The sequence below is a fragment of the Leifsonia sp. Soil_N53 genome, assembly GCF_057655165.1.
Genome location: NZ_JBDGMM010000064.1, coordinates 59392 through 79259, shown reverse-complemented (window position 1 = coordinate 79259; position 19868 = coordinate 59392). Strand labels below are relative to the sequence as shown.

20 protein-coding genes are annotated in these 19868 nt (G+C 68.9%); 10 read left to right on the top strand and 10 right to left on the bottom strand.

Annotated features, from left to right (window positions below; genetic code table 11):
- Positions 1–8: 8 nt before the first annotated feature.
- On the bottom strand, positions 9–680 hold the full coding sequence (locus AC3A3H_RS13930) for a cation diffusion facilitator family transporter (RefSeq protein WP_487615144.1): 672 nt from the start codon (positions 678–680) through the stop codon (positions 9–11).
- Entirely contained in the window at positions 677–1021 is a 345-nt protein-coding gene (locus AC3A3H_RS13925; RefSeq protein ID WP_487615143.1) for an ArsR/SmtB family transcription factor, read from the bottom strand. Before AC3A3H_RS13925 ends, AC3A3H_RS13930 begins: the two co-directional genes overlap by 4 nt.
- Positions 1022–1118: 97 nt before the next feature.
- Here AC3A3H_RS13925 and AC3A3H_RS13920 point away from each other — a divergent pair, with 97 nt between their 5' ends.
- The gene (locus tag AC3A3H_RS13920; RefSeq protein WP_487615142.1) at positions 1119–1460 is read left to right on the top strand and encodes a hypothetical protein; all 342 of its coding nucleotides are present in this window, start codon (positions 1119–1121) and stop codon (positions 1458–1460) included.
- Positions 1461–1608: 148 nt separating this feature from the next.
- On the opposite strand, the gene AC3A3H_RS13915 is transcribed toward AC3A3H_RS13920, so the two are convergent.
- Positions 1609–1998, bottom strand: a complete 390-nt coding sequence (locus AC3A3H_RS13915) for a carboxymuconolactone decarboxylase family protein (RefSeq protein WP_487615141.1) — start codon at positions 1996–1998, stop codon at positions 1609–1611.
- Positions 1999–2093: 95 nt separating this feature from the next.
- Between AC3A3H_RS13915 and AC3A3H_RS13910 the strand changes: the two genes are divergently transcribed.
- Positions 2094–2684 carry a TetR/AcrR family transcriptional regulator gene (locus tag AC3A3H_RS13910; RefSeq protein ID WP_487615140.1) on the top strand — a complete coding sequence of 197 codons (591 nt, stop codon included), beginning with the start codon at positions 2094–2096 and terminating at the stop codon, positions 2682–2684.
- 544 nt (positions 2685–3228) lie between these two features.
- Here AC3A3H_RS13910 and AC3A3H_RS13905 read toward each other — a convergent pair.
- Positions 3229–3822, bottom strand: a complete 594-nt coding sequence (locus AC3A3H_RS13905; RefSeq protein WP_487615139.1) for a TetR/AcrR family transcriptional regulator — start codon at positions 3820–3822, stop codon at positions 3229–3231.
- Between the two features lie 62 nt (positions 3823–3884).
- On the bottom strand, positions 3885–5900 hold the full coding sequence (locus tag AC3A3H_RS13900) for an MDR family MFS transporter (RefSeq protein ID WP_487615465.1): 2016 nt from the start codon (positions 5898–5900) through the stop codon (positions 3885–3887).
- Positions 5901–6129: 229 nt separating this feature from the next.
- Here AC3A3H_RS13900 and AC3A3H_RS13895 point away from each other — a divergent pair, with 229 nt between their 5' ends.
- The 3 genes from AC3A3H_RS13895 to AC3A3H_RS13885 are packed head-to-tail and all read left to right on the top strand — an operon-like array spanning position 6130 to position 7959.
- Positions 6130–6861 carry a flavodoxin family protein gene (locus AC3A3H_RS13895; RefSeq protein ID WP_487615138.1) on the top strand — a complete coding sequence of 244 codons (732 nt, stop codon included), beginning with the start codon at positions 6130–6132 and terminating at the stop codon, positions 6859–6861.
- A 21-nt stretch (positions 6862–6882) separates the two neighbouring features.
- Entirely contained in the window at positions 6883–7317 is a 435-nt protein-coding gene (locus tag AC3A3H_RS13890) for a hypothetical protein (RefSeq protein ID WP_487615137.1), read from the top strand.
- Positions 7318–7326: 9 nt separating this feature from the next.
- Complete coding sequence (locus AC3A3H_RS13885) at positions 7327–7959, top strand: septum formation family protein (protein WP_487615136.1); 633 nt, start codon at positions 7327–7329, stop codon at positions 7957–7959.
- A 75-nt stretch (positions 7960–8034) separates the two neighbouring features.
- On the opposite strand, the gene AC3A3H_RS13880 is transcribed toward AC3A3H_RS13885, so the two are convergent.
- Together AC3A3H_RS13880 and AC3A3H_RS13875 are read right to left on the bottom strand one after the other, a co-directional pair.
- Positions 8035–9333, bottom strand: a complete 1299-nt coding sequence (locus AC3A3H_RS13880; RefSeq protein WP_487615135.1) for a S8 family serine peptidase — start codon at positions 9331–9333, stop codon at positions 8035–8037.
- 39 nt (positions 9334–9372) lie between these two features.
- Positions 9373–11760, bottom strand: coding sequence for an ATP-binding cassette domain-containing protein (locus AC3A3H_RS13875; RefSeq protein ID WP_487615134.1), 2388 nt, complete (start codon positions 11758–11760; stop codon positions 9373–9375).
- Positions 11761–11934: 174 nt separating this feature from the next.
- Here AC3A3H_RS13875 and AC3A3H_RS13870 point away from each other — a divergent pair, with 174 nt between their 5' ends.
- A complete protein-coding gene (locus AC3A3H_RS13870) occupies positions 11935–12573 on the top strand; it encodes an HdeD family acid-resistance protein (protein ID WP_487615133.1) in 639 nt (212 codons plus the stop codon).
- Here AC3A3H_RS13870 and AC3A3H_RS13865 read toward each other — a convergent pair.
- Together AC3A3H_RS13865 and AC3A3H_RS13860 are read right to left on the bottom strand one after the other, a co-directional pair.
- On the bottom strand, positions 12570–14567 hold the full coding sequence (locus AC3A3H_RS13865) for a prolyl oligopeptidase family serine peptidase (protein WP_487615132.1): 1998 nt from the start codon (positions 14565–14567) through the stop codon (positions 12570–12572). The genes AC3A3H_RS13870 and AC3A3H_RS13865 overlap by 4 nt on opposite strands.
- Entirely contained in the window at positions 14564–15352 is a 789-nt protein-coding gene (locus AC3A3H_RS13860) for an SDR family oxidoreductase (protein ID WP_487615131.1), read from the bottom strand. The genes AC3A3H_RS13865 and AC3A3H_RS13860 overlap by 4 nt, the downstream gene beginning before the upstream one ends.
- Positions 15353–15475: 123 nt before the next feature.
- Here AC3A3H_RS13860 and AC3A3H_RS13855 point away from each other — a divergent pair, with 123 nt between their 5' ends.
- The 4 genes from AC3A3H_RS13855 (at position 15476) to AC3A3H_RS13840 (ending at position 18211) form a co-directional block, all read left to right on the top strand.
- Positions 15476–15976 (top strand): NfeD family protein, encoded by a 501-nt coding sequence (locus AC3A3H_RS13855; RefSeq protein WP_487615130.1) that lies wholly within the window; start codon positions 15476–15478, stop codon positions 15974–15976.
- On the top strand, positions 15973–16977 hold the full coding sequence (locus AC3A3H_RS13850; RefSeq protein ID WP_487615129.1) for an SPFH domain-containing protein: 1005 nt from the start codon (positions 15973–15975) through the stop codon (positions 16975–16977). The genes AC3A3H_RS13855 and AC3A3H_RS13850 overlap by 4 nt, the downstream gene beginning before the upstream one ends.
- Complete coding sequence (locus AC3A3H_RS13845) at positions 16974–17723, top strand: glycerophosphodiester phosphodiesterase family protein (protein ID WP_487615128.1); 750 nt, start codon at positions 16974–16976, stop codon at positions 17721–17723. Before AC3A3H_RS13850 ends, AC3A3H_RS13845 begins: the two co-directional genes overlap by 4 nt.
- Before the next feature lie 116 nt (positions 17724–17839).
- Positions 17840–18211, top strand: a complete 372-nt coding sequence (locus AC3A3H_RS13840) for an RNA polymerase-binding protein RbpA (RefSeq protein WP_487615127.1) — start codon at positions 17840–17842, stop codon at positions 18209–18211.
- A 24-nt stretch (positions 18212–18235) separates the two neighbouring features.
- Here AC3A3H_RS13840 and lnt read toward each other — a convergent pair whose 3' ends face one another.
- Complete coding sequence (gene lnt, locus AC3A3H_RS13835) at positions 18236–19837, bottom strand: apolipoprotein N-acyltransferase (RefSeq protein ID WP_487615126.1); 1602 nt, start codon at positions 19835–19837, stop codon at positions 18236–18238.
- Positions 19838–19868 lie beyond the last annotated feature (31 nt).

Genomic DNA, 19868 nt, shown 5'->3' with positions numbered 1-19868 from the left:
TCGGGCGCTCACCTGCGGTCGTGGCCATGCTTCGCATGATGCCCGTCGTCTTCCAGCAGCATCCCGACGGAGGTGGCGCAGGCGTCACCCTTCCATGCTTCAACACCCTCGCGGATCGCGAACACGGCGATCACGAGTCCGGCGATCGGATCGGCCCACCACCAGCCGAGGAGGGAGTTCAGCACGAGGCCGATGAGGACCGCGGCCGAGAGGTAGGTGCAGATCAGCGTCTGCTTCGAGTCGGCGACCGCGGTCGCCGAACCGAGCTCGCGTCCCGTGCGACGTTCGACGAGGGAGAGGAAGGGCATGACGACCACGCTGAGCGCGGTGAGCACGATCCCGACCGGTGAATGCTGAACCTCCACCCGGCCGAACACGGTCAGCAGGGAGCTGACGGTCACGTAGCCCGCCAGCGCGAAGAAGGCGATCGCGATCACCCGCAGCGTCGGCTTCTCCCACCGCTCCGGATCGCGGCGGGTGAACTGCCAGGCGACGGCCGCCGCGGAGAGAACCTCAATGGTCGAGTCCAGTCCGAACCCGATGAGGGCGCCGGAGGACGCGGCGCTTCCGGCGGCGATCGCGACGATCGCCTCGACGAGGTTGTAACCGATAGTGGCTGCGACGATCCACCGGATGCGACGCTGCAGGACAGCCGTGCGGTCGATGCTGAGAGTGCTCATGCGCACTGGCATTCATCACCCGCGCAGCAGCCCGGTTCCACGAACAGCGTCACCCGCAGCAGCTCATCGAGAGCAGGAGCGATGTGCCCATCGGCCAGCCGATACCAGGTCCGCCGCCCCTCCGGAATCGCCTCGACCAAGCCGCACCCGCGCAGACAGGCCAGCTGGTTCGACATCACCTGACGAGACACCCCGAGCGCTTCGGCGAGATCGGACGGGAACGCAGGCGCCTCCCGCAGGGCCAGCAGGATCCCGACCCGGGTGGCATCCGACAGGGCATGACCGAACCGCGCCAGCGCGGCGGTGTGGGTGACCGTGGCGGCGGGAGCGGTTGTAGTCATGTGGTCGATAGTACAGGGAATGCTGTATCAACTCACCCGGGCACCTGAGCGGCCTGAGAGTGGTCGCGGTTCTCTGACGCGCGTACGGTTCTCTGTCATGACGAAGCTCATCGAGAGACTGGCTGACTCCGTGCCTTCCTGGGGTGCACGACTCGCTTACGGCGAGAAGACCACGCTCGACGGACACGACCTCCTACCCGTCGCGATCGTCGTTTTCGGCTTCGGCGGCGGCGAAGGGTCTGGTGACGATCCGGACGGCGCGGGGCGAGGCGAGGGGAGCGGGGGCGGTGGCGGCGGCTACGCGATACCGATCGGCGCCTACATCGGCGGGACCCGTGGGCCGATCTTCCGGCCGAACCCGGTCGCGGTGATCATCGCCGCGGCTCCGCTCGTGTCGGCGGCCGGACTGGCGCTGGCGCGGCTGCTGCGGTCCAGCTGACTCTGCGCGCGGCACTGGGGCGGGGAGGGTATTGATTCCGTTCGAGCTGACATAATGTGCATTATCAGTGCTCAACCGCGGGACTTGCGTCGCCCGAAACGGCGTGGAGAAGGTGCGCAAGGGCCGCATAGGAACGGGAGCGGCCGCGCTAGCCGTTCTCCGCGAAGACCTCCGCCGCGATACCGTAGCCTTCGAATGCACGAGCGACACCGGCGTATGCGGCGAGCTGGATGAAGACCTCGACGATCTCTTCTTTCGTCACGCCGTTGTTGAGCGCGATCCGGAGTTGGCCACGCAGTGGTTCGAGCACTCCGAGCGTCGCTGCGATGGTCACAGAGACGATCGCACGGGTCCGGGTGTCCAGCCTGTCGCTGCGCGGCCACGCGTCACCGAACGCCTGGATGGTCGCGATGCGTTTGAAGTCGTCGGCGTTCTCCGGTTCGGTCGGCGCAGTGCCGAGGAACCGTTCGAGTCGGAAACCGAGCAGTCGCTCCGCCTCATCGAGCGCCGCGTCGTAATCGCGGGTGTCTTCCGTCATGTCAACCTCTCTAAGTAACTAGCCGGTTACATGCGACCATACTCGCCGCATACGCGGAATGCAACTAACCGGTTACTTGCCATTAGAGTAGGCAGGTGACACGGTTACGAGACGCGGATGCCACCCGCGCGCGCATCCTGGAAGCGGCCGCTGAGGAGTTCGGCGCGCTGGGTATCGCCGGTGCCCGCGTTGACCGGATCGCCGAGAACGCGGACGCGAACAAGGCCATGATCTACCGGTATTTCGGCACCAAGGACGAGCTGTTCGACGCCGTGTTCACCGCCCACGTCGTCGCCTTCGTCGAGCGCATCCACTTTGACCCCACTGACCTCCCCGGGTACGCCACCCAGCTCTTCGACTCCTACCAAGAACACCCACGCACCCTCCGCCTCACCCACTGGTATCAGCTCGAGCGCCCCGACGGCGAGCCCCTTCGCGCAATCGTCGAGTCCCACCGTGTCAAGCTCAGCGCCATTGCCGACGCCCAGGCCGCCGGCACGGTGCCTGACCACTACAGCCCCGTCGAACTGCTAGCGCTCGTGCGGGGCATCGCGATGGCATGGGACAACCTCGCCCCGCAACTAGGCAGTTCGACGCCCGAGCCTCGAAATCGCCGACACGCCGCGGTGAGGGACGCAGTAAGCCGGCTCGTCGAGGTGCCGAAGAGACAATCGGACCGAACCTGAGCTGAAGGGCACCCTGCCGTTGCCGCTCGCGCACGGCTTCAGCTCCCCCGCTTCACCCTGCCGCCCGGATGATCCATCGCAGTTTCGCGCCACCCGAAGGTTCAGTTGATCACGAGCGACGCGATCCGGTCGTCGCGCACTGTGAATGCCATGGTGCCGGCACCTTCGGCGAGGTGGCTCAGCCGGTGCCAACTGAGACGCTGTACTGGGTGCGCATCTAAATGCCGCACACGAGCATCGAGTGCTCGTGGTTTCTCGACGAGTAGCGCATCGCTGGAGCCTTGGACGTTACTGAGGCGATTCGGTGGGCGTCCGAGGCTGCGGGTCCGGAGGGAATGTGCGAGGTCTTCGTGGAGTGCGTTGATCATAGGTTGGATCGAGCCGGGCAGTTGGTGTCGGCGACGCAGCACGTCCTTGTGTTCGGGGGCGCCCGAGACGGGCTCCGTTACCGAGACAGTCGTCTTCTCTCGCGACGGCTGATGGTGCTCCAGCCGTCCGCGGTCCCCCGAGTCGGGGATCCCCCTCGGCGGACAGGTCAGAGCGCTCAGGTCTCCGGTTCGTCCCAGCGGAGGGCAAGAAGTTGCCGCACGGTCTCCTTCAGCTGCTCACCGATCGGCTCGTCGCGCGCATCGTCGTCGTGCAGCGCCTTGCTGAGCGCCGCCATCACGAGGACGACGGCGAGTTCCGCTTCGTTCCTGCTGCGTGCGCGTCGCGCGGCGAGGTCGATGTACATCTCCCGCACCTCGACCATGATCCGGGTCGCGGTCGTCAGGAGTTCGGGGCGCCGGCTCAGGAGCTGCTTCATGCGGACCAGGTCAGGTCCGTGCTCCGAACCATTGCCGATCACGTCGCACAGGGCCATGACCAGGCTCCCGGAGTGCGAGAGGAACGTCTGCTCCACGTCCGGGTGGATGGTGGGGCCTTGGAATTCGAGGGCCGCTGCGGCCTTGGAAGGGAAATAGTTGAAGAAGGTGCGGACCGAGACGTCCGCCTGCTGGCAGATCTGCTCGACCGTCGTCGCGTCCAGCCCCTGCGAGTCGATGAGGCTGAAGGCGGCTTCGTGGATGGCGGTGCGGGTCTGGAGCTTCTTGCGCTCGCGGAGGCCGACGGCCTCGGGGTGGATGTCGAGTGTGGTCATGGTCTGATGCTTCCGGCCGAGTGGAGTGGGCGGCGCCGCGGGGACGCCGCCCACTCCCCCGATCAGGTCTGCGGCACCGCCCGGATGCTTCCGGTCACGGTCGCGCCCGCCTCGTCCGCCTGCTGCTGCAGCGCGGAGGTCTTCCGCAGCGGTGGCACCTTGAAGAACAGGGTGAGGACGAAGGCGAGCAGGATCACTCCGAGGCCGATCGTGTAAACCAGGACCACGGACTCGTTGAAGCCGACCATGAACGGCTTGCTCAGTCGCTGGTCGGCGCCGTCGAGGAACGAGGTGTCGCTCGTCGAGCTGTTGCTCGAGCTGTTCGCCTTCGAGTCGCCCTGCTTGAGCTTGTCCGCGAGCGTCGGGGTGAGCTTGTCGACGTAGAAGCTACGCTGGCTCGCATTCGCCCAGTTCACTTCGACGGTCCCGTCGATGACCGTGGCGTGCGCCGCCTTGGCGACCGCCGCGAGTGCTGCGGCCTCGGCCTGCGGCGTCGCCGCGGCGATCTGCTGGGCGATGATCGGCGCCGCGGCCTCGGCCGGGACGTTCCCGGCGGCGACCTGCGCGTCGACAGCCGCGGTGACCTTCTCGGTCACGGCCGCGTCGGCGGTGGCCTTCGCCTTCGCCACGCCGGCGGCGAGCTCGTCCTGGACGCTCTTCTCGATCGGGGTGACGATCGGCGTCCAGAGCTGCTTCATGATGGCCTTGTTGTGCGGTGCGGTCGCGACCTCCGGCGTCAAGGCGGCGTCCAGTGCGGAGCTCAGGGTCTTCTGGTCGGCCGTCGCCGTGACGATGTTGCCCGGCAGCGCGGCGAAGAGCACCGAGAGCAGCACGGCGACGCCGAGGGTTCCGCCGATCTGGCGGAAGAAGGTCGACGCACCCGTCGCGACACCCATCTGGTTCGGCGCGACCGCGTTCTGGCTGGCCAGGGTGAGCGTCTGCATCATCTGGCCGAGTCCGAGCCCGATCAGGAACATCGCGATCATCAGGAACCAGAGCGGCTTGTCGACCGTGAGGAAGGTCAGCACGAAGAAGCCGGCCGCCGTGAACAGCGTCCCGGTGACGGGGAAGATACGGTACTTGCCCGTGCGGGCGATGATCTGGCCAGACGCGATCGACGCGATCATCAGGCCGGCCATCATCGGCAGCGTGGCGAAGCCGGAGGCCGTCGGGCTCAGCCCGAACACGATCTGCAGGTACAGCGGGAGGGTCAGCATGGCGCCGAACATCCCGAAGCCGACGAGCACGCCGAGAACGGTCGCCATCGAGAACACCCGCGAACGGAACAGGCGGAGCGGGATGATCGCGTCGTCCTTCATGTGACGCTCGATCAGGATGAAGGAGATCAGGCCCACAGCCGCGATCACGTAGCAGCTGATGGCGGCGGCGGAGCTCCAGCCCCAGTCACGCCCCTGCTCTGCGACCAGCAGCACGGGGATGAGCGTCACGATGACGGCGGTCGCGCCCCACCAGTCGATGCGCGGCTTCGCGGCCGTGTGGAACTTCGGCAGGTGCAGGAAGGCCAGCACCATGAGGAGCGCGACGATTCCGATCGGGACGTTGATGAGGAAGACCCAGCGCCATCCGGTGACGAACAGGATCTGGTTCGCCCCGGCGAACAGGCCTCCGACGAGCGGGCCGATGACCGACGAGATGCCGAAGACGGCGAGGAAGTAGCCCTGGTACTTGGCACGCTCACGCGGGGCGAGGATGTCGCCCATGATCGCCAGCGGAAGGGACATCAGCGCGCCCGCGCCGATCCCCTGGAACGCGCGGAAGGCGGCCAGCATCATCATCGACGTCGAGAACGCCGAGAGCAGGGAGCCGAGCAGGAACACGACGATCCCGAAGATGTACAGCGGGCGGCGGCCGAAGATGTCGGACAGCTTGCCGTAGATCGGCACCGCGATCGTGGACGTGATCAGGTAGGCCGTGGTGACCCACGCCTGGTCGTTGAGTCCGTGGAGGTCGTCACCGATCGTGCGGATCGCCGTACCGACGATCGTCTGGTCCAGCGACGACAGGAACATGCCGGCCATGAGGCCGTAGATGACGAGAAGAATCTGCCGGTGCGACATGATCGGCTTCGATTCGCGCGGCGCGGGCGCCGCTGGTTGCACCCCGACGGGCGCGGTAGCTGTAGACAAGACGGGATCCTTTTGGCGATGTGTTTTTGCAGTCGCCGCAAGAATACACGAATGCACATATGCGTTCGCTGCAAATGCGCACAAAATGCGAAGAATCTCGCTGCCCCGTGATCACTCGTCCTGCTGGACACGCGCGCGCCCGCTCTCTACCGTGAGTCCCATGAACGCTCCGGGCACCGACTACAGCGATCTGAACGCGCTCTTCATCAACACGACACTCACCCGCTCCCCCGGCCGCAGCCACACGCAGTCGCTGATCGACGTGAGCGCGTCGATCATGTCCCACCAGGGCGTGCGGGTCGATCAGTTCCGCGCCGTCGACCACCCGATCGCCACGGGCGTCGACCCCGACATGCGCGAGCACGGCTGGGAGGCGGACGCGTGGCCCGAGCTGTTCCCGCGGGTGCTCGCGGCCGACATCCTCGTGATCGCCGGCCCGATCTGGCTCGGCGACAACAGCAGCGAGACCAAGAAGATCATCGAGCGCCTCTACGCGCACTCCGGCGAGCTCAACGAGAAGGGCCAGTGGCTCTACTACGGCCGGACCGGCGGATGCCTGATCACCGGCAACGAGGACGGGATCAAGCACTGCGCGTCCAACGTGCTCTACAGCCTCCAGCACATCGGCTACTCCATACCCCCGCAGGCCGACGCCGGCTGGATCGCCGAGGCCGGCCCCGGCCCCAGCTACGGCGACGACACCGGCGACGGCCGCCGCGTCGGATTCGACAACGACTTCACGAACCGCAACACGACCTTCCTCACCTGGAACCTCCTGCACCAGGCCCGGCTGCTGAAGGACGCCGGCGGCTTCCCCGACTACGGCAACCAGCGCCGCGAGTGGGACCCCGGGACGCGGTTCGACTTCCCGAACCCCGAATACCGGTCGTGACGCCTGCTCCCGCGCCGCTGCGTGCACCTCCTGGAGGGTGCCGCCGTCACCGAGGCCCAGCTCGCCCACGCCGCGCTCGACGACGGTCAGCTCCACCGGATCCCGCAGGTCGAAGGCCTCGTGATCGAGCAGCGTCTCGGCGTGCGCGTTCAGCAGCACACCATGCGACTGCAGGGCCGCGCGCAGGTCCGTGCGGGAGGCTCCGCCGACGCTCAGCAGGATCGGTTCGGCTCGTTGCACGGCTCCAGGCTACCCACCCGCGTCACGACGACGCCCAGCACCGGTCTCCTACACATGACGACGCTCGACACCCGCACACCCGACACCACGCGCAGCTGCCCGCGCTGCGCCGGCCGCATGGCCTACCCGTCCATCGTCACCGTCGACCGGAGCCCGCGGTTCACGCTGGTGTGCGCGCTCTGCGGCACTGCTCGCGATTCCACCGGCCGAACGTAGGATGAGGCGGTGAGAGAGCGCCGATCGCCCGCGAGCCAGGATGGCCTCTCGCGCCGCGGCTGGATCGTCCTCGTGGCCACGACGGGCGTCGCCGCGGTCGTCCTCCTCACAGTCGTCGCCCTCGCGAGCGGCCTGCCTGCCGCCAGGCAGGCTCGGGCGCACGCGACGGCGGCTGCCCCGCCCGCTCCCCCGCGTCCGCTGGACCCTGTCCCCACGCCGCTCGGGCTGCCTCGACGCCCGACCCCCACGCCGCCCGTCGCGACCGTTCCCGAGCAACCGGTGGGCGGTATCGCCACGGGCGCCTGCCTCCAGGTCTTCCCGTCGCCCCAGGAGGCCGCCTACCCCGTCATCGACTGCGCGTCGCCGCACCTCGCCCAGGTGCTCTCGAAGGGCGTCCTACCCCAGGCCGGCTCCGCGCCGTTTCCGGGCACTCAGGCTCTCAACGCCCAAGTCGGCGATCTCTGCAGCACCCCCGGCCTCCTGAACTGGGACTGGGTCGCGGTGTGGAACGAGGACGTGCAGGTGGAGCTGCGCTACCCGAACACCGAGGCCCAGTGGGCGTCAGGAGACCGCGCCTACGAGTGCTTCGTCGACACGTACTCGCGCCACGAGCTCACCGGGACCGCGGTCGCGACCCACTAAGGCCACGAAAGGCCCCCGGTCGGTCGACGCCGGCGCGAAGCAGGCGACGATCGACCGGGGGCCGGACGGCGCTCGCTACGGGGTCGCGTTGAGCGCAGCCTTGACGTTGATGTCGCGTGCGGTGGCAGGCGCACCTTCGACGGGTGATCCAGTCTTGGCGAGCACGTCGGCCAACTGATCGACCGTCGGCTCGGAGCCGAACTTCTCGCGCAGCACGGCGAAGGCGCCGGCCACCTGCGGCGCGGCGAACAACGTTCCCCACACGTAGTAGGTGCCGGAGCTCTTGTACGGGAGCAGCACGCCGTCCCGGTTCACGTAGTCGCCCTCACCGACCGGAGCGTAGAGACGCGTGCTCGCGGCGTAGTTGGAGTATCCGGCCCGCACGTGCTCGTGAAGCGTCTTGGTCGCGCCGACCGTGATCACGTTCTTTCCGCAGTTCCAGGCGCCTACCGAGTTGACGCCCTGGTTGCCGCCGGCCATGACGACCGCGATGCCCTTGCTCTTCAGACGCGCCGCAGCAGAATCGATCGCTTCTCCGATTGCGGAGCACTTCCCGTCGACTCCGATGGGGAGCCCGTCGACCGACAGCGTGACCGCAGCGACCCTTCCGCGGTACATCTGCTCGGATTCGATCTTGTCGATCCAGTTGAGGGCATTCGCGACCGAATCCCCTTGCCAGCCCATGTCGTCATTCGCGCCGGTCGTCGTGCCGCCGCCGACCTTCACCTGGACCACCTTCGCGCCGACGGCGGCACCGGCCGACGAGACGGGAATCGAGTCGCCATTCGAATCGCGTTCATAGCGCACGCCCGGCTGACCGACCACTGCGCCCGCCGTCGCCGTGCCGTGGACCGCGTGGCACAGATCTCCTGACGAGTCCACGCAACGCGACGACGGAGCCGAGCTCTGGGGAAGGCTGCTGAACAGCGACGGCCCCTTGTACAAGTACGGCGTGTTGATCACATTTGTGGTCTCGCACAGGCTCGACCACCCGTTCGGGTCGGCGCCGAACCCGAAGCAGTACTCGCCCGCGACCTTCGACTTTCCGTTGGCGTCCTTCATGAGCGGGTTGCCGCCGGTGAACGCGCCGTCGATGTCGAAGACGATCTGACCCGAGCCGTTGAAGGTGTTGCCGGCCGCGTCCATGTACGACCCGGACTTATCGGCGCCTAGGTTCATGGCGATGTTGGACTTGTCCCACGACTTGTCGTCCTCGGGTGCGGCGACGGCCGATACGCCGGCGGTGCACAGGACCGCCGGGACGACGGCCGCGGCTCCGAAGAACACTCTGGCGATGGATTTACTCATTGGTGCTTCCTCACTGACACATGTGGAATTCACATGTACACCACTAACATAGCGGCTGGAAAGCACCACTCCCTCCCAGGAGGAGGGGCCCGCCTCAGCGCGGCGTCAGGCCCCCACGTACTCCGCCAGGTGCTGCCCGGTCAGCGTCGCGCGCGACGCCACCAGGTCCGCGGGCGTGCCCTCGAACACGATGCGGCCGCCGTCGTGGCCGGCGCCGGGGCCCAGGTCCACGATCCAGTCGGCGTGGGCCATGACGGCCTGGTGGTGCTCGATGACTATGACCGACTTGCCGGAGTCGACCAGGCGGTCCAGGAGGCCCAGCAGCTGCTCGACATCCGCCAGATGGAGACCGGTGGTCGGCTCGTCCAGCACGTAGACGCCGCCCTTCTCCGCCATGTGCGTCGCCAGCTTGAGCCGCTGGCGTTCGCCTCCGGACAGGGTCGTGAGCGGCTGGCCGATCGTCAGGTAACCGAGGCCGACGTCCGCCAGGCGCTGCAGGATGGCGTGCGCGGCGGGGATGCGCGACTCCCCCGCCGAGAAGAACCTCTCGGCGTCCTCCACCGACAGCGCCAGCACCTCGCTGATGTCCAAGCCGCCGAAGCGGTACTCCAGCACCGAGGCGTCGAAGCGCTTGCCCTCGCAGACCTCGCACACCGTCGACACCCCGGCCATCACGCCGAGGTCGGTGTAGATGACCCCGGCGCCGTTGCAGTTCGGGCACGCGCCCTCGGAGTTCGCGCTGAACAGCGCGGGCTTGACGCCGTTGGCCTTCGCGAACGCCTTGCGGATCGGCTCCAGCAGTCCCGTGTAGGTGGCGGGGTTGCTGCGTCGCGAGCCGCGGATCGCGCCCTGGTCGACCGAGACGACGCCCTCGCGCGGCGACACCGAGCCGTGGATGAGCGAGCTCTTGCCCGAGCCCGCCACGCCGGTGACCACGACCAGCACGCCGAGCGGGACGTCGACGTCCACGTCGCGCAGGTTATGCGACGTGGCCCCGCGCACCTCCAGGACCCCCGACGGTTTCCGCACCGTCTCCTTGACCGTGGCGCGGTCGTCCAGGTGCCGCCCGGTGAGTGTGCCGCTCCCCCGCAGCCCGTCGATCGTCCCCTCGTAGACGATCTCTCCCCCGGCGGTGCCGGCGCGCGGCCCGAGGTCCACGACGTGGTCGGCGATGACGATCATCTCCGGCTTGTGCTCGACCACCAGCACGGTGTTGCCCTTGTCGCGCAGCTGCACGAGCAGCTCGTTCATCCGGCGCATGTCGTGCGGGTGGAGGCCGACGGACGGCTCGTCGAAGACGTAGGTGATGTCGGTGAGCGACGATCCGAGGTGCCGGATCATCTTGGTGCGCTGCGCCTCGCCGCCCGAGAGCGTGCCGGAGGGCCGGTCGAGCGACAGGTAGCCGAGGCCGATGTCCACGAACGAGTCGAGCGTGCCCTGCAGGTTCGCGAGCAGCGGCGCCACGGACGGCTCGTCCAGCCCGCGCACCCACCCCGCGAGGTCGCTGAGCTGCATCGCACACACGTCGGCGATGCTCACGCCGCGGATGAGCGAAGACCGCGCGCCCTCGTTGAGCCGCGTCCCGCCGCAGTCCGGGCACGGCGCGAAGGTGACCGCGCGCTCCACGAAGGCGCGGATGTGCGGCTGCATGGCATCCACGTCCTTCGACAGCATGGACTTCTGGACGCGCGGGACGAGGCCCTCGTAAGTGAGATTGATGCCGTTGATCTTGACCTTCACCGGCTCCTTGTGCAGGAAGTCGTGCAGCTCGGTCTCGGTGTAGTCGCGGATCGGCTTGTCGGCGTCGAAGAAGCCCGACTCGCTGAACATCCGCACCGACCAGCCGTCGGCCGTGTAGCCGGGCACCGTGATCGCGCCGCCGGCCAGGGATTTCGACTCGTCGTAGAGCTGCGTCAGGTCGATGTCCGAGACGGTGCCCATCCCCTCGCAGCGCGGGCACATGCCGCCGGTCTGCTCGAAGGTGCGCCGCACCGTCGTCTTCTCCTTGCCCTCGATCGTGATGGCGCCGGTGCCGCGCACGGTCGGGATGTTGAACGAGAAGGCCTGCGGCGAGCCGATATGCGGCTGCCCGAGCCGGCTGAACAGAATGCGCAGCATCGCGTTGGCGTCCGTGACCGTGCCGACCGTCGACCGCGAGTTCGCGCCCATGCGCTCCTGGTCGACCAGGATCGCGGTCGTCAGTCCCTCGAGCACGTCCACGTCGGGCCGCGCGAGCGACGGCATGAAGCCCTGCACGAACGCGCTGTAGGTCTCGTTGATGAGCCGCTGCGACTCCGCGGCGATTGTGCCGAAGACGAGCGAGCTCTTTCCGGAGCCCGACACGCCGGTGAAGACCGTCAGCCGCCGCTTCGGGAGGTCGACGCTCACGTCCTTGAGGTTGTTCTCGCGCGCCCCACGGACCCGGATGACGTCGTGGCTGTCCGCCCGCTCCTCTGCACCCGGCTCCGTGCTCGTGCTGCTGGCCGTGGTCATCGCTGTGCTCCGTCCGCTCGGTCGTGCCTCCGATCTAACCAGGTGCCACCGACCCGGTCCCCTCCCCCGTGTTCGCGACGTGCCGAGATGGCTGCTGATATGCACAGCAGATTGTCAGTATTCTGCGCGTACAGGCCACCCGACAGCGTGGCCGACGACTGAAAGGTGCGTGCGATGTCCTCCACCGATCCTCTCGACTCCTCCTTCCGCGACTTCTCGCTCGACGCGTCGGAGATGACCCGCTCGGCCATCAACGGGATCCGCGCCGTCCTCGGCGTCAGCGGCGCCGTCGCGCTCATCCTCGGCGTCGTGCTGCTGTTCTGGCCCGAGAAGACGATCGCGGTGCTCGCGATCTTCCTCGGCATCTACTTCCTCATCGCCGGGATCATGCGCCTCGGCGTCGGGATCTTCAGCCGCGGCATCGGCGGCGGCATCCGCACGCTCAACATCATCCTCGGCGTGCTGCTCGTGTTCGTGGGCATCGTGACGCTCAAGAACGTCTCCACCGCCGCCACCGTGCTCGTCATCTTCGCCCTCGCCTTCATCGGCGTGGGCTGGATCATCGAGGGCGTGATGAGCCTCGTGGAGGCCGGGCGCACCCGCTCCTCCGGGTGGGGGATCGCCTACGGCATCCTGAGCATCATCGCTGGCCTCGTGGTGCTGTTCCTGCCGGCGTCGTCGGCGGTGTTCCTCATCCTGTTCGCCGCGATCGCTCTGATCGTGCTCGGCATCATCGGAATCGTCCGCGCCTTCACCTTCGGGCGCGAAGCGCTGAAGTCGACCGCCGCCCCGGCGGCGCCGGCCGCCGCCTAGCGGCCGCGCTGCTTCACCGGCAGATAGCGGTCCCACCAGTCGAGGATGATCTCGAAGCGCTCGCAGCGGTGCCGCGGGCGACCGCTGCGGCTGAGCTCGTGGTCCTCCCCGGGGAAGATCACGAGCTCGGCTTCGACGCCGCCGCGCTTGAGCGCCGCGTAGTAGCGCTCGGCCTGCCCGAGCGGGCAGCGGAGGTCGCTCGACGAGTGCAGCACGAGGGTGGGCGTGCGCACCCGGTCGACCACGGCCTGCGGGCTCTGCGCCGCGACGCCGGCCGGGTCGGTGCCGGTGTACTCGTCGCTGAAGAAGCTGCCGATGTCGCTCGTGCCGATGAACGCGGCCGGGTCGAGGTAGCCGCGCTCGACGATCGCCGCGGCGAACCGGTGGTCGTGCGCGATCGTCCACGCCGTCAGGTAGCCGCCGTACGATCCGCCCATCACGCCGACCCGCTCGGCGTCGAGCCCGGGTGTCTCGGCGATCGCGCCGTCCAGGAAGTCCAGCACGTCCGCCAGGTCGACGGTGCCCATCCGCTGCCGGATGACGCGGCCGTGCTCCTGGCCGTAGCCTGCCGATCCGCGCGGGTTGCACATCACGACGGCGTAGCCTGCCGCGGCGTAGACCTGGGCCTCGTCGAACAGCGCAGCGCTGTACGCCGCGAACGGCCCGCCGTGGATGGTGAGCAGCACCGGATGCGGCCCCGTGCCCTCCGGCTCCACGACCCAGCCGTGGATCGGGTAGCCGTCGCGGCCCGTCACGGTCAGGTCGCGGGGAGGGATCACGCCGGCGGAACGGAGGCGCTGGGAGAAGTCGGTGAGCCGGCGGAGGCCGTCGTCGTCGATCACGGCGACATCGCCCGCTGTGCCGGCGTCGGAGACGCTCGCCACGATCGTCCCGCCCGCGGAGCCGACGCCGCTCACGACGGTCGATTCGTCGGTCAGCCGCCTGGCAGCGCCCGTCGCGTCCACCTCTGTCAGCACGAGCGCGCCGCGGCTGCGGTCGCAGACGAGGACGCTGTCGTCACGGAAGGCGACGATGTCCGATTCGGTGAGGTCGACGGTCTCCGGCTCGGTGAGGAGGCGCGGCGCGGCACCCGGATGGTCGATCACGTAGAGCGCGGTGTTCTTCGCCACGAAGTCCCGGCCGCCCTCCCCCACGTCCTGCGCACTGAAGTACAGGGCTCCATTGAGTCCGTAGGCGACGGCGACGACCGAGAAGCTGCCGTGCTCCCCCGTCGCGTCCGAGGGCTCGCGGCCGCCGTCGACGGGCACGAGGAAGACGTTCGAGCGGAGGTCGTCGTCCCGGCTGTCGTGCCGCGCAGACACGAACGCGAGGGTGGAGCCGTCCGGTGAGAACGCGATCGTCGAGTCGTCCCAGTCCCCCGCGGTGAGCGCACGCGGCGTCGCGACCGCCGGGGCCGGCCGGGACGAGCCGTCCGCCTCCGCGATCGGGACGACCGGCGGCTCCGCCCAGACGTCCGGAGCCGCGACGACGTAGACGTGCGAGCGCCGATCGGTGATGTAGCCGATCCCATTGGACTGATACTTCAGCGTGTCGATCCGGCGGGCGCGCTCCCCGTTGGCGTCGATGCCCTCGACGGTGCCGTAGCGCCCCTGCTCCGGATCGCGGCTCACGAAGGCCAGCGAGCGCCCGTCCGGCGCCCACGCGAACTCGGTGACCCCGAGTTTGCGGTCGGTAACGACGACGGGCTCGCCGCCCGCGGCGTCGACGACCATCAGCTGCGAGGGGACCTTCGGCCCGCCGCGCAGGAACGCGATCAGCCGCCCGTCCGGCGAGAACCTCGGCGCGCTGTCGCGGAAGCCCCGCGTGAGCCGGCGCGGAGCCGCGTGCCCGGAGAGCGGGATGTTCCAGAGCTGGCCAACGGTCGCGTCTGCGGCGAGGGAGGGGTGCGTGACCGAGACGACCGCGCGTCCGGCTCCCGGATGGACGGTGGGACGGGAGACGGCGGTCAGGAGCTCCAGATCGGCGGCCCTCATTCGCCGAGCGGCCCGAAGCTGGAGACGTCGCCGACGAGACGGGTGTTGTCGGCCGGCACGGGGTCGACGACCGCCGCCGCGACTTCTGCGGCGAACTCGCCGACATTGTAGAGGCGGCCCGCCGCCTCCTTGCGGGCGTCGATCGCGCCCGGGTTCAGCCGGTTGAGCAGGGTCGCGGTGATCGTGCCCTCGATCATGTCGCCCGAGACGACCACGAACTCGACGCCCTTCTCGGTCAGTTCGGGCAGGAGGGCGCGCAGCGCGTCCTCCCCCGCTCGTTTGCTGAGCGCGACGGCCTCGTACTCCGGCATCGTCGGCGTGGAGCGGATGAAGTGGGCCTGGTGGCTCGTGACGAACACGACGCGCGAGCCGGGGGCAAGCAGCGGCAGCGCGGAGGTCAGGACGTTCACCTGGGCGTCGCGGTTGAGCTGCATCGCGTAGTCCTCCGCCATGCCCGACTCCATGCCTCCGGAGGCGTTCAGAACCAGGATGTCGAGTCCGCCCCATTCGGCGTCGATCGTGCGGAACAGCGCGGCGACCGACTCGGGGTCGGTGAGATCGGCGCCCACGGTGATCGCCGTGCCGCCCTGCTCGCGGATCGCGTCGGCCAGCTTGACGGCGCGGGCCTCCTTGTTGCGGTAGTTGATGGCGACCGCGGCGCCGGCGTCGGCCAGGTACTGCACGGTGTCCGCGCCGATCCCGCGCGACGAGCCGGTGACGAGGGCGCGCCTGCCGGTGAGGCTGCCCTGCTCGAGCGGGCTGGCGGACGCGGAAGCGTTGGACACGGGTACTCCTCGGAGGTTCGACGACACGGCTTTCTGAGACTACCAAGTGCGTTCCGTCCCGCGGGGCCCGGGAATGCTAGCGTCGTAGCAAGTACATAGTGATGTGCAGAGAGGGGGCCGCTCATGGACATCACGTCGTTCGCCTGGATCGCGTGGCTGGTCCTCATCCTCGTGTTCGTGATCATCGAGATGCTCACGCTGGACTTCGTCTTCCTCATGATCGCGATCGGCAGCCTGGGCGGCCTGGTCTCCGGGCTCTTCGGTGCGCCGTGGTGGCTGCAGCTGATAATCGCGGCAGCGCTCTCGGTCGTCCTGATCTTCTTCATCCGGCCGCCGCTGCTGCACAGGCTCAAGCGCGGCGCCGACCCGGCCAAGAGCAATGTGGACGCCCTGATCGGCATGTCCGGTCTCGTCGTGTCCACCGTCTCGCGCACCGCCGGGCTCGTCAAGCTGTCCGTCGGGGAGACCTGGACCGCGCGGCTCTCGCCCGCCCAGGCAGGCCCTACGGAACTGGTGCCGGGCGAGCACGTCATCGTCCTGAGCATCGAGGGCGCGACCGCCGTAGTCGCCCCGTCACCGGTGTCGGCGGGAGCCGGCGACCTCACCGAGAGGAGCGTTCCGTGACCGAAGTCACCCAGCTCGTCGTGACCATCGTGGTCTCGATCATCATTCTGGTGATCGCGATCTTCGTGCTGGTCACGCTGTTCCGCGCCATCCGGATCATCCCGCAGGCGCGGGCCGGAGTGGTGGAGCGGCTGGGCCGGTACCACAAGACGCTCACCCCCGGCCTCAACGTCGTCGTGCCGTTCATCGACAAGGTGCGCCCGCTGATCGACCTCCGCGAGCAGGTCGTCTCGTTCCCGCCGCAGCCGGTCATCACCGAGGACAACCTGGTCGTCTCGATCGACACGGTCGTCTACTTCCAGGTCACCGACGCCCGCGCCGCCACCTACGAGATCGCCAACTACCTCGGCGCCGTCGAGCAGCTCACCACGACTACCCTCCGTAACGTGGTCGGCGGGCTGAACCTCGAGGCCGCCCTGACCAGCCGCGACAACATCAACGGCCAGCTCCGCCTGGTCCTCGACGAAGCCACCGGCAAGTGGGGCATCCGAGTATCCCGCGTCGAGCTCAAGGCGATCGATCCGCCCGTGTCCATCCAGGACTCGATGGAGAAGCAGATGCGCGCCGAGCGCGACCGCCGTGCGCTCATCCTGACGGCCGAGGGCACCAAGCAGTCCGAGATCCTCAACGCGGAGGGCATGCGCCAGGCCGCGATCCTCAAGGCGGAGGGCGACGCGAAGGCGGCCGTGCTGCGCGCCGAGGGCGAGGCGAAGGCGATCACCACCGTCTTCGGCGCCATCCACGAGGGGAAGCCGGACAGCCTGCTGCTGGCGTATCAGTACCTGCAGACGCTGCCGAAGCTGGCCGACGGCTCCGCGAACAAGCTCTGGATCATCCCGAGCGAGCTCACGGAGGCGCTGAAGGGCATCGGCGCTGCGCTCGGGCCCAAGGGCGCGGCAGCGGCCGGGCTGGACGCGGTGCCGGCGGCGACGCAGGCTGCGCCCTCGGTCGGGGCCGCACCCGGGTCGGCTGCGCCGACTCCGCCCGCTCCCCCGGCGTGACGTTCCTCGCAGGTCCGCCCCCGCGCATCATCGCGCACCGTGGCCTCGCGCTCGACGCGCCCGAGAACACCCTGCTCGCCTTCCTGAAGGCGCTGAGCGCCGGGGCGACGCACCTGGAGACCGACGTGCACGCGTCGGCGGACGGCGAGGCCGTCATCAGCCACGATCCGGACCTGACGCGCGTCGCCGGCCGCGACGCACGCGTGGAGCAGCTCACCATGGCCGAGCTGCGGCGGGTCCCGCTCGGATACGGCCAGTCCTTCTGCACGCTGGCCGAGGCCCTGAACGCGTTCCCGGAGGCGCGGTTCAACATCGACATCAAGGAGGAGCGCGCGGCGGCCCCGGCCGCGGCGGCGATCCTGCACGCGCGCGCCGCTCACCGCGTCCTCCTCACGAGCTTCTCGGCGGCGAACAGGAAGGCCGCAACGACCGCGCTCCCGGACGTCGCCGTGTCCCCGTCGGTCTCGGAGTTCGTCCCGGCCCTCGTCGGCGCGAAGCTCGGGATCCGTCCGCTGACCCGGCGCGCTCTCCGTGGCTTCGCGGCCGTGCAGATCCCGCCGCGTCGCGGCCCGCTCCGGCTCGTCACTGCGCGCACGGTGCGTGCGGTCCACGCCGCGGGCGCCGAGGTCCACGTCTGGACGATCGACGACGTCGCCGACATGACCCGCCTGCTCGACCTGGGAGTCGACGGCATCGTCACCAACCGCTGCGATCTGCTTAAAGGCCTGGTCGACGCCCGAAACTGACGCCTCGCACCTCTGCTGACGCTGTGAGCCCACTGAGAGAAGGGGTCCCCCGGAAAGAGAATCCCCAGCTTGCTGGTTTATAACAGTGAGGATTCGCGCGAAGAGGAGACCACACGATGGCAGATCGCAGTTTGCGCGGAATGAGGCTTGGCGCCCAGAGCTTACAAAGTGAAGAAGGCGTCGTCTACTCTCCGCGTTCCCGTTACACCTACCTGTGCCCCGACTGCGGCACGGAGACCGAGATGGTCTTCGCCGCAGAGGCAGAGCCTCCCCGCGGCTGGGAGTGCAAGCACTGCGGCCACGAGGCCCGCTTGCTGGTCGACGACAAGCCCGTCGAGATCGACCACTCGGACGTCAAGACGCCCCGCAGCCACTGGGACATGCTCCTGGAGCGCCGCACCCGGGCCGAGCTCGAAGAGCTGCTCGAGGAGCGTCTGCAGTACCTGCGCGCTCGTCGCGGGACGGCGGAGCACAAGTACTCCGCCTGACGGCCGCACTCCGTTCAGCCGCTCTCACCGCACCGGTGGGAGCGGCTTTCTGGTCTCCGGAGCCGGGAGCTTCCGCGAGAAGGCCGCAACCAGGAGGCCGAAGAGCCCGAGGCCGGCGACGAGGAACTCGATCCCACGGCTGAGCAGCGTCGCGGGCGTAGTCGTGGTGCCGAGCGGCACGTCCGCGACCATGTGGCCGGGCGTGAAGGGCGGGATCTCGGACAGGGTGCGGCCGTCCGGGCCGACGATCTGGCTGCTGCCGACGGTGGAGATGTTCACCAGCGAGCGGCCGGACTCGATCGCGCGCAGCCGGGCGATCGCGAGCTGCTGCTGGTTCTCGTCGGTCTCGCCGAAGTCGGCGTTGTTGGTCTGGGCGAGGATGACCTGTGCCCCGTCGTTCATCATGTCGGTCAGGAGCTGGTCGTCGACGATGTCGAAGCAGATCGAGATGCCGGCTCGGACCCCGCCGACGTCGAACACGTTGTCGCGGGTCCCCGGCGTGTAGTCCCGTCCGATGAGGTCGATGAGCGAGGGCGCGAACGGCCGCCAGAACGAGCGGTCGGGGACGTACTCGCCGAACGGCACGGGGTGCTTCTTGTCGTAGTAGTCGACCGCGCCCTTGCCGGCCTCCCACTGCAGCGACGTGTTGAAGTACTTGCCGTCGCGGTAGGTGATCGTCCCGACGATGAAAGGCGCGTCGAACCGCCGGCTCAGATCGTCGAGGACGGCGGCCGAGCCGGGGTCGCGCGTCGGGTCCGGCAGAGCAGCACCCTCCGGCCACACCACCATGTCGACTTTCTTGTCCCCGGAGGCCTGCTCGAGCGGGATCTTGAGCGTCTCGGTGATCTGGGTATCCAGCACCGCTCCCACCGGAGCGTCGTCGAAGTAGCCGGCGGGACCGTTGCCCTGCACGGCCGCGATCCGCGTGGTGCCGTGCGTCGTCGCCGGCCACGACGGCACGGCCAGCACGAGCGCGATCGCGCCCACGGCGACCGCTCCGCGCAGGAGGGCGCGCACGTCCACGGCGAAGTACAGCTCGATCAGCAGGGCGACGAGCCAGACCATGACGAAGCTCAGACCTGAGATGCCGAGCCAGGCGACGAGCGGCGCGTACGGGCTCATCGACTGGGACTCGGCCACCCGGCCCCAGGAGAAGCCGCCGTACGGCCAGTTGCCCGTCACGTACTCCCGCAGCACCCAGAGCCCCGCGACGATCACAGGGACCAGACCCAGCCGCCCGGCGATGCCCGGCCAGGCCCGCGGCACCCACCGGTAGGCCAGCGTGATGAGGACGCCGCCTGCTCCCCAGAACAGCGCCTCGAGCGTGGAGAGCGCGAACCACGGCACCGGCCCCAGATAGAGCGACGTCCACGATACGTGCACGAGGTAGAACACCTCGCCCGCCAGCCAGCCGACCGCGAACGCGCTGCCCGCGGTCCGGCCGCGCTGAGCGACCAGCACCATCCCGATGCCGACGAAGGTCAGCGGCCACCAGTTCTGGCCGGGGAATCCGGCAGCGAGGATCGGGCCGGAGGCGAGAGCGAGAAGGAGGGCGCCCCAGAGCGGGAGCGGGGCGGGCGGCAGGGCTGCACGGCGCGGGCGGCGGGCGCGCGGCGATCGGGTCACGAAGGGAGAGCCTAAAGCATCGCGCTCTGCG

Bases quoted from the DNA above. Each gene is read 5' to 3' on its own strand.
- AC3A3H_RS13930 (WP_487615144.1), bottom strand. From the start codon at position 680: ATGAGCACTCTCAGCATCGACCGCACGGCTGTCCTGCAGCGTCGCATC.
- AC3A3H_RS13925 (WP_487615143.1), bottom strand. From the start codon at position 1,021: ATGACTACAACCGCTCCCGCCGCCACGGTCACCCACACCGCCGCGCTG.
- AC3A3H_RS13920 (WP_487615142.1), top strand. From the start codon at position 1,119: ATGACGAAGCTCATCGAGAGACTGGCTGACTCCGTGCCTTCCTGGGGT.
- AC3A3H_RS13915 (WP_487615141.1), bottom strand. From the start codon at position 1,998: ATGACGGAAGACACCCGCGATTACGACGCGGCGCTCGATGAGGCGGAG.
- AC3A3H_RS13905 (WP_487615139.1), bottom strand. From the start codon at position 3,822: ATGACCACACTCGACATCCACCCCGAGGCCGTCGGCCTCCGCGAGCGC.
- AC3A3H_RS13900 (WP_487615465.1), bottom strand. From the start codon at position 5,900: ATGTCGCACCGGCAGATTCTTCTCGTCATCTACGGCCTCATGGCCGGC.
- AC3A3H_RS13895 (WP_487615138.1), top strand. From the start codon at position 6,130: ATGAACGCTCCGGGCACCGACTACAGCGATCTGAACGCGCTCTTCATC.
- AC3A3H_RS13875 (WP_487615134.1), bottom strand. From the start codon at position 11,760: ATGACCACGGCCAGCAGCACGAGCACGGAGCCGGGTGCAGAGGAGCGG.
- AC3A3H_RS13870 (WP_487615133.1), top strand. From the start codon at position 11,935: ATGTCCTCCACCGATCCTCTCGACTCCTCCTTCCGCGACTTCTCGCTC.
- AC3A3H_RS13865 (WP_487615132.1), bottom strand. From the start codon at position 14,567: ATGAGGGCCGCCGATCTGGAGCTCCTGACCGCCGTCTCCCGTCCCACC.
- AC3A3H_RS13855 (WP_487615130.1), top strand. From the start codon at position 15,476: ATGGACATCACGTCGTTCGCCTGGATCGCGTGGCTGGTCCTCATCCTC.
- AC3A3H_RS13840 (WP_487615127.1), top strand. From the start codon at position 17,840: ATGGCAGATCGCAGTTTGCGCGGAATGAGGCTTGGCGCCCAGAGCTTA.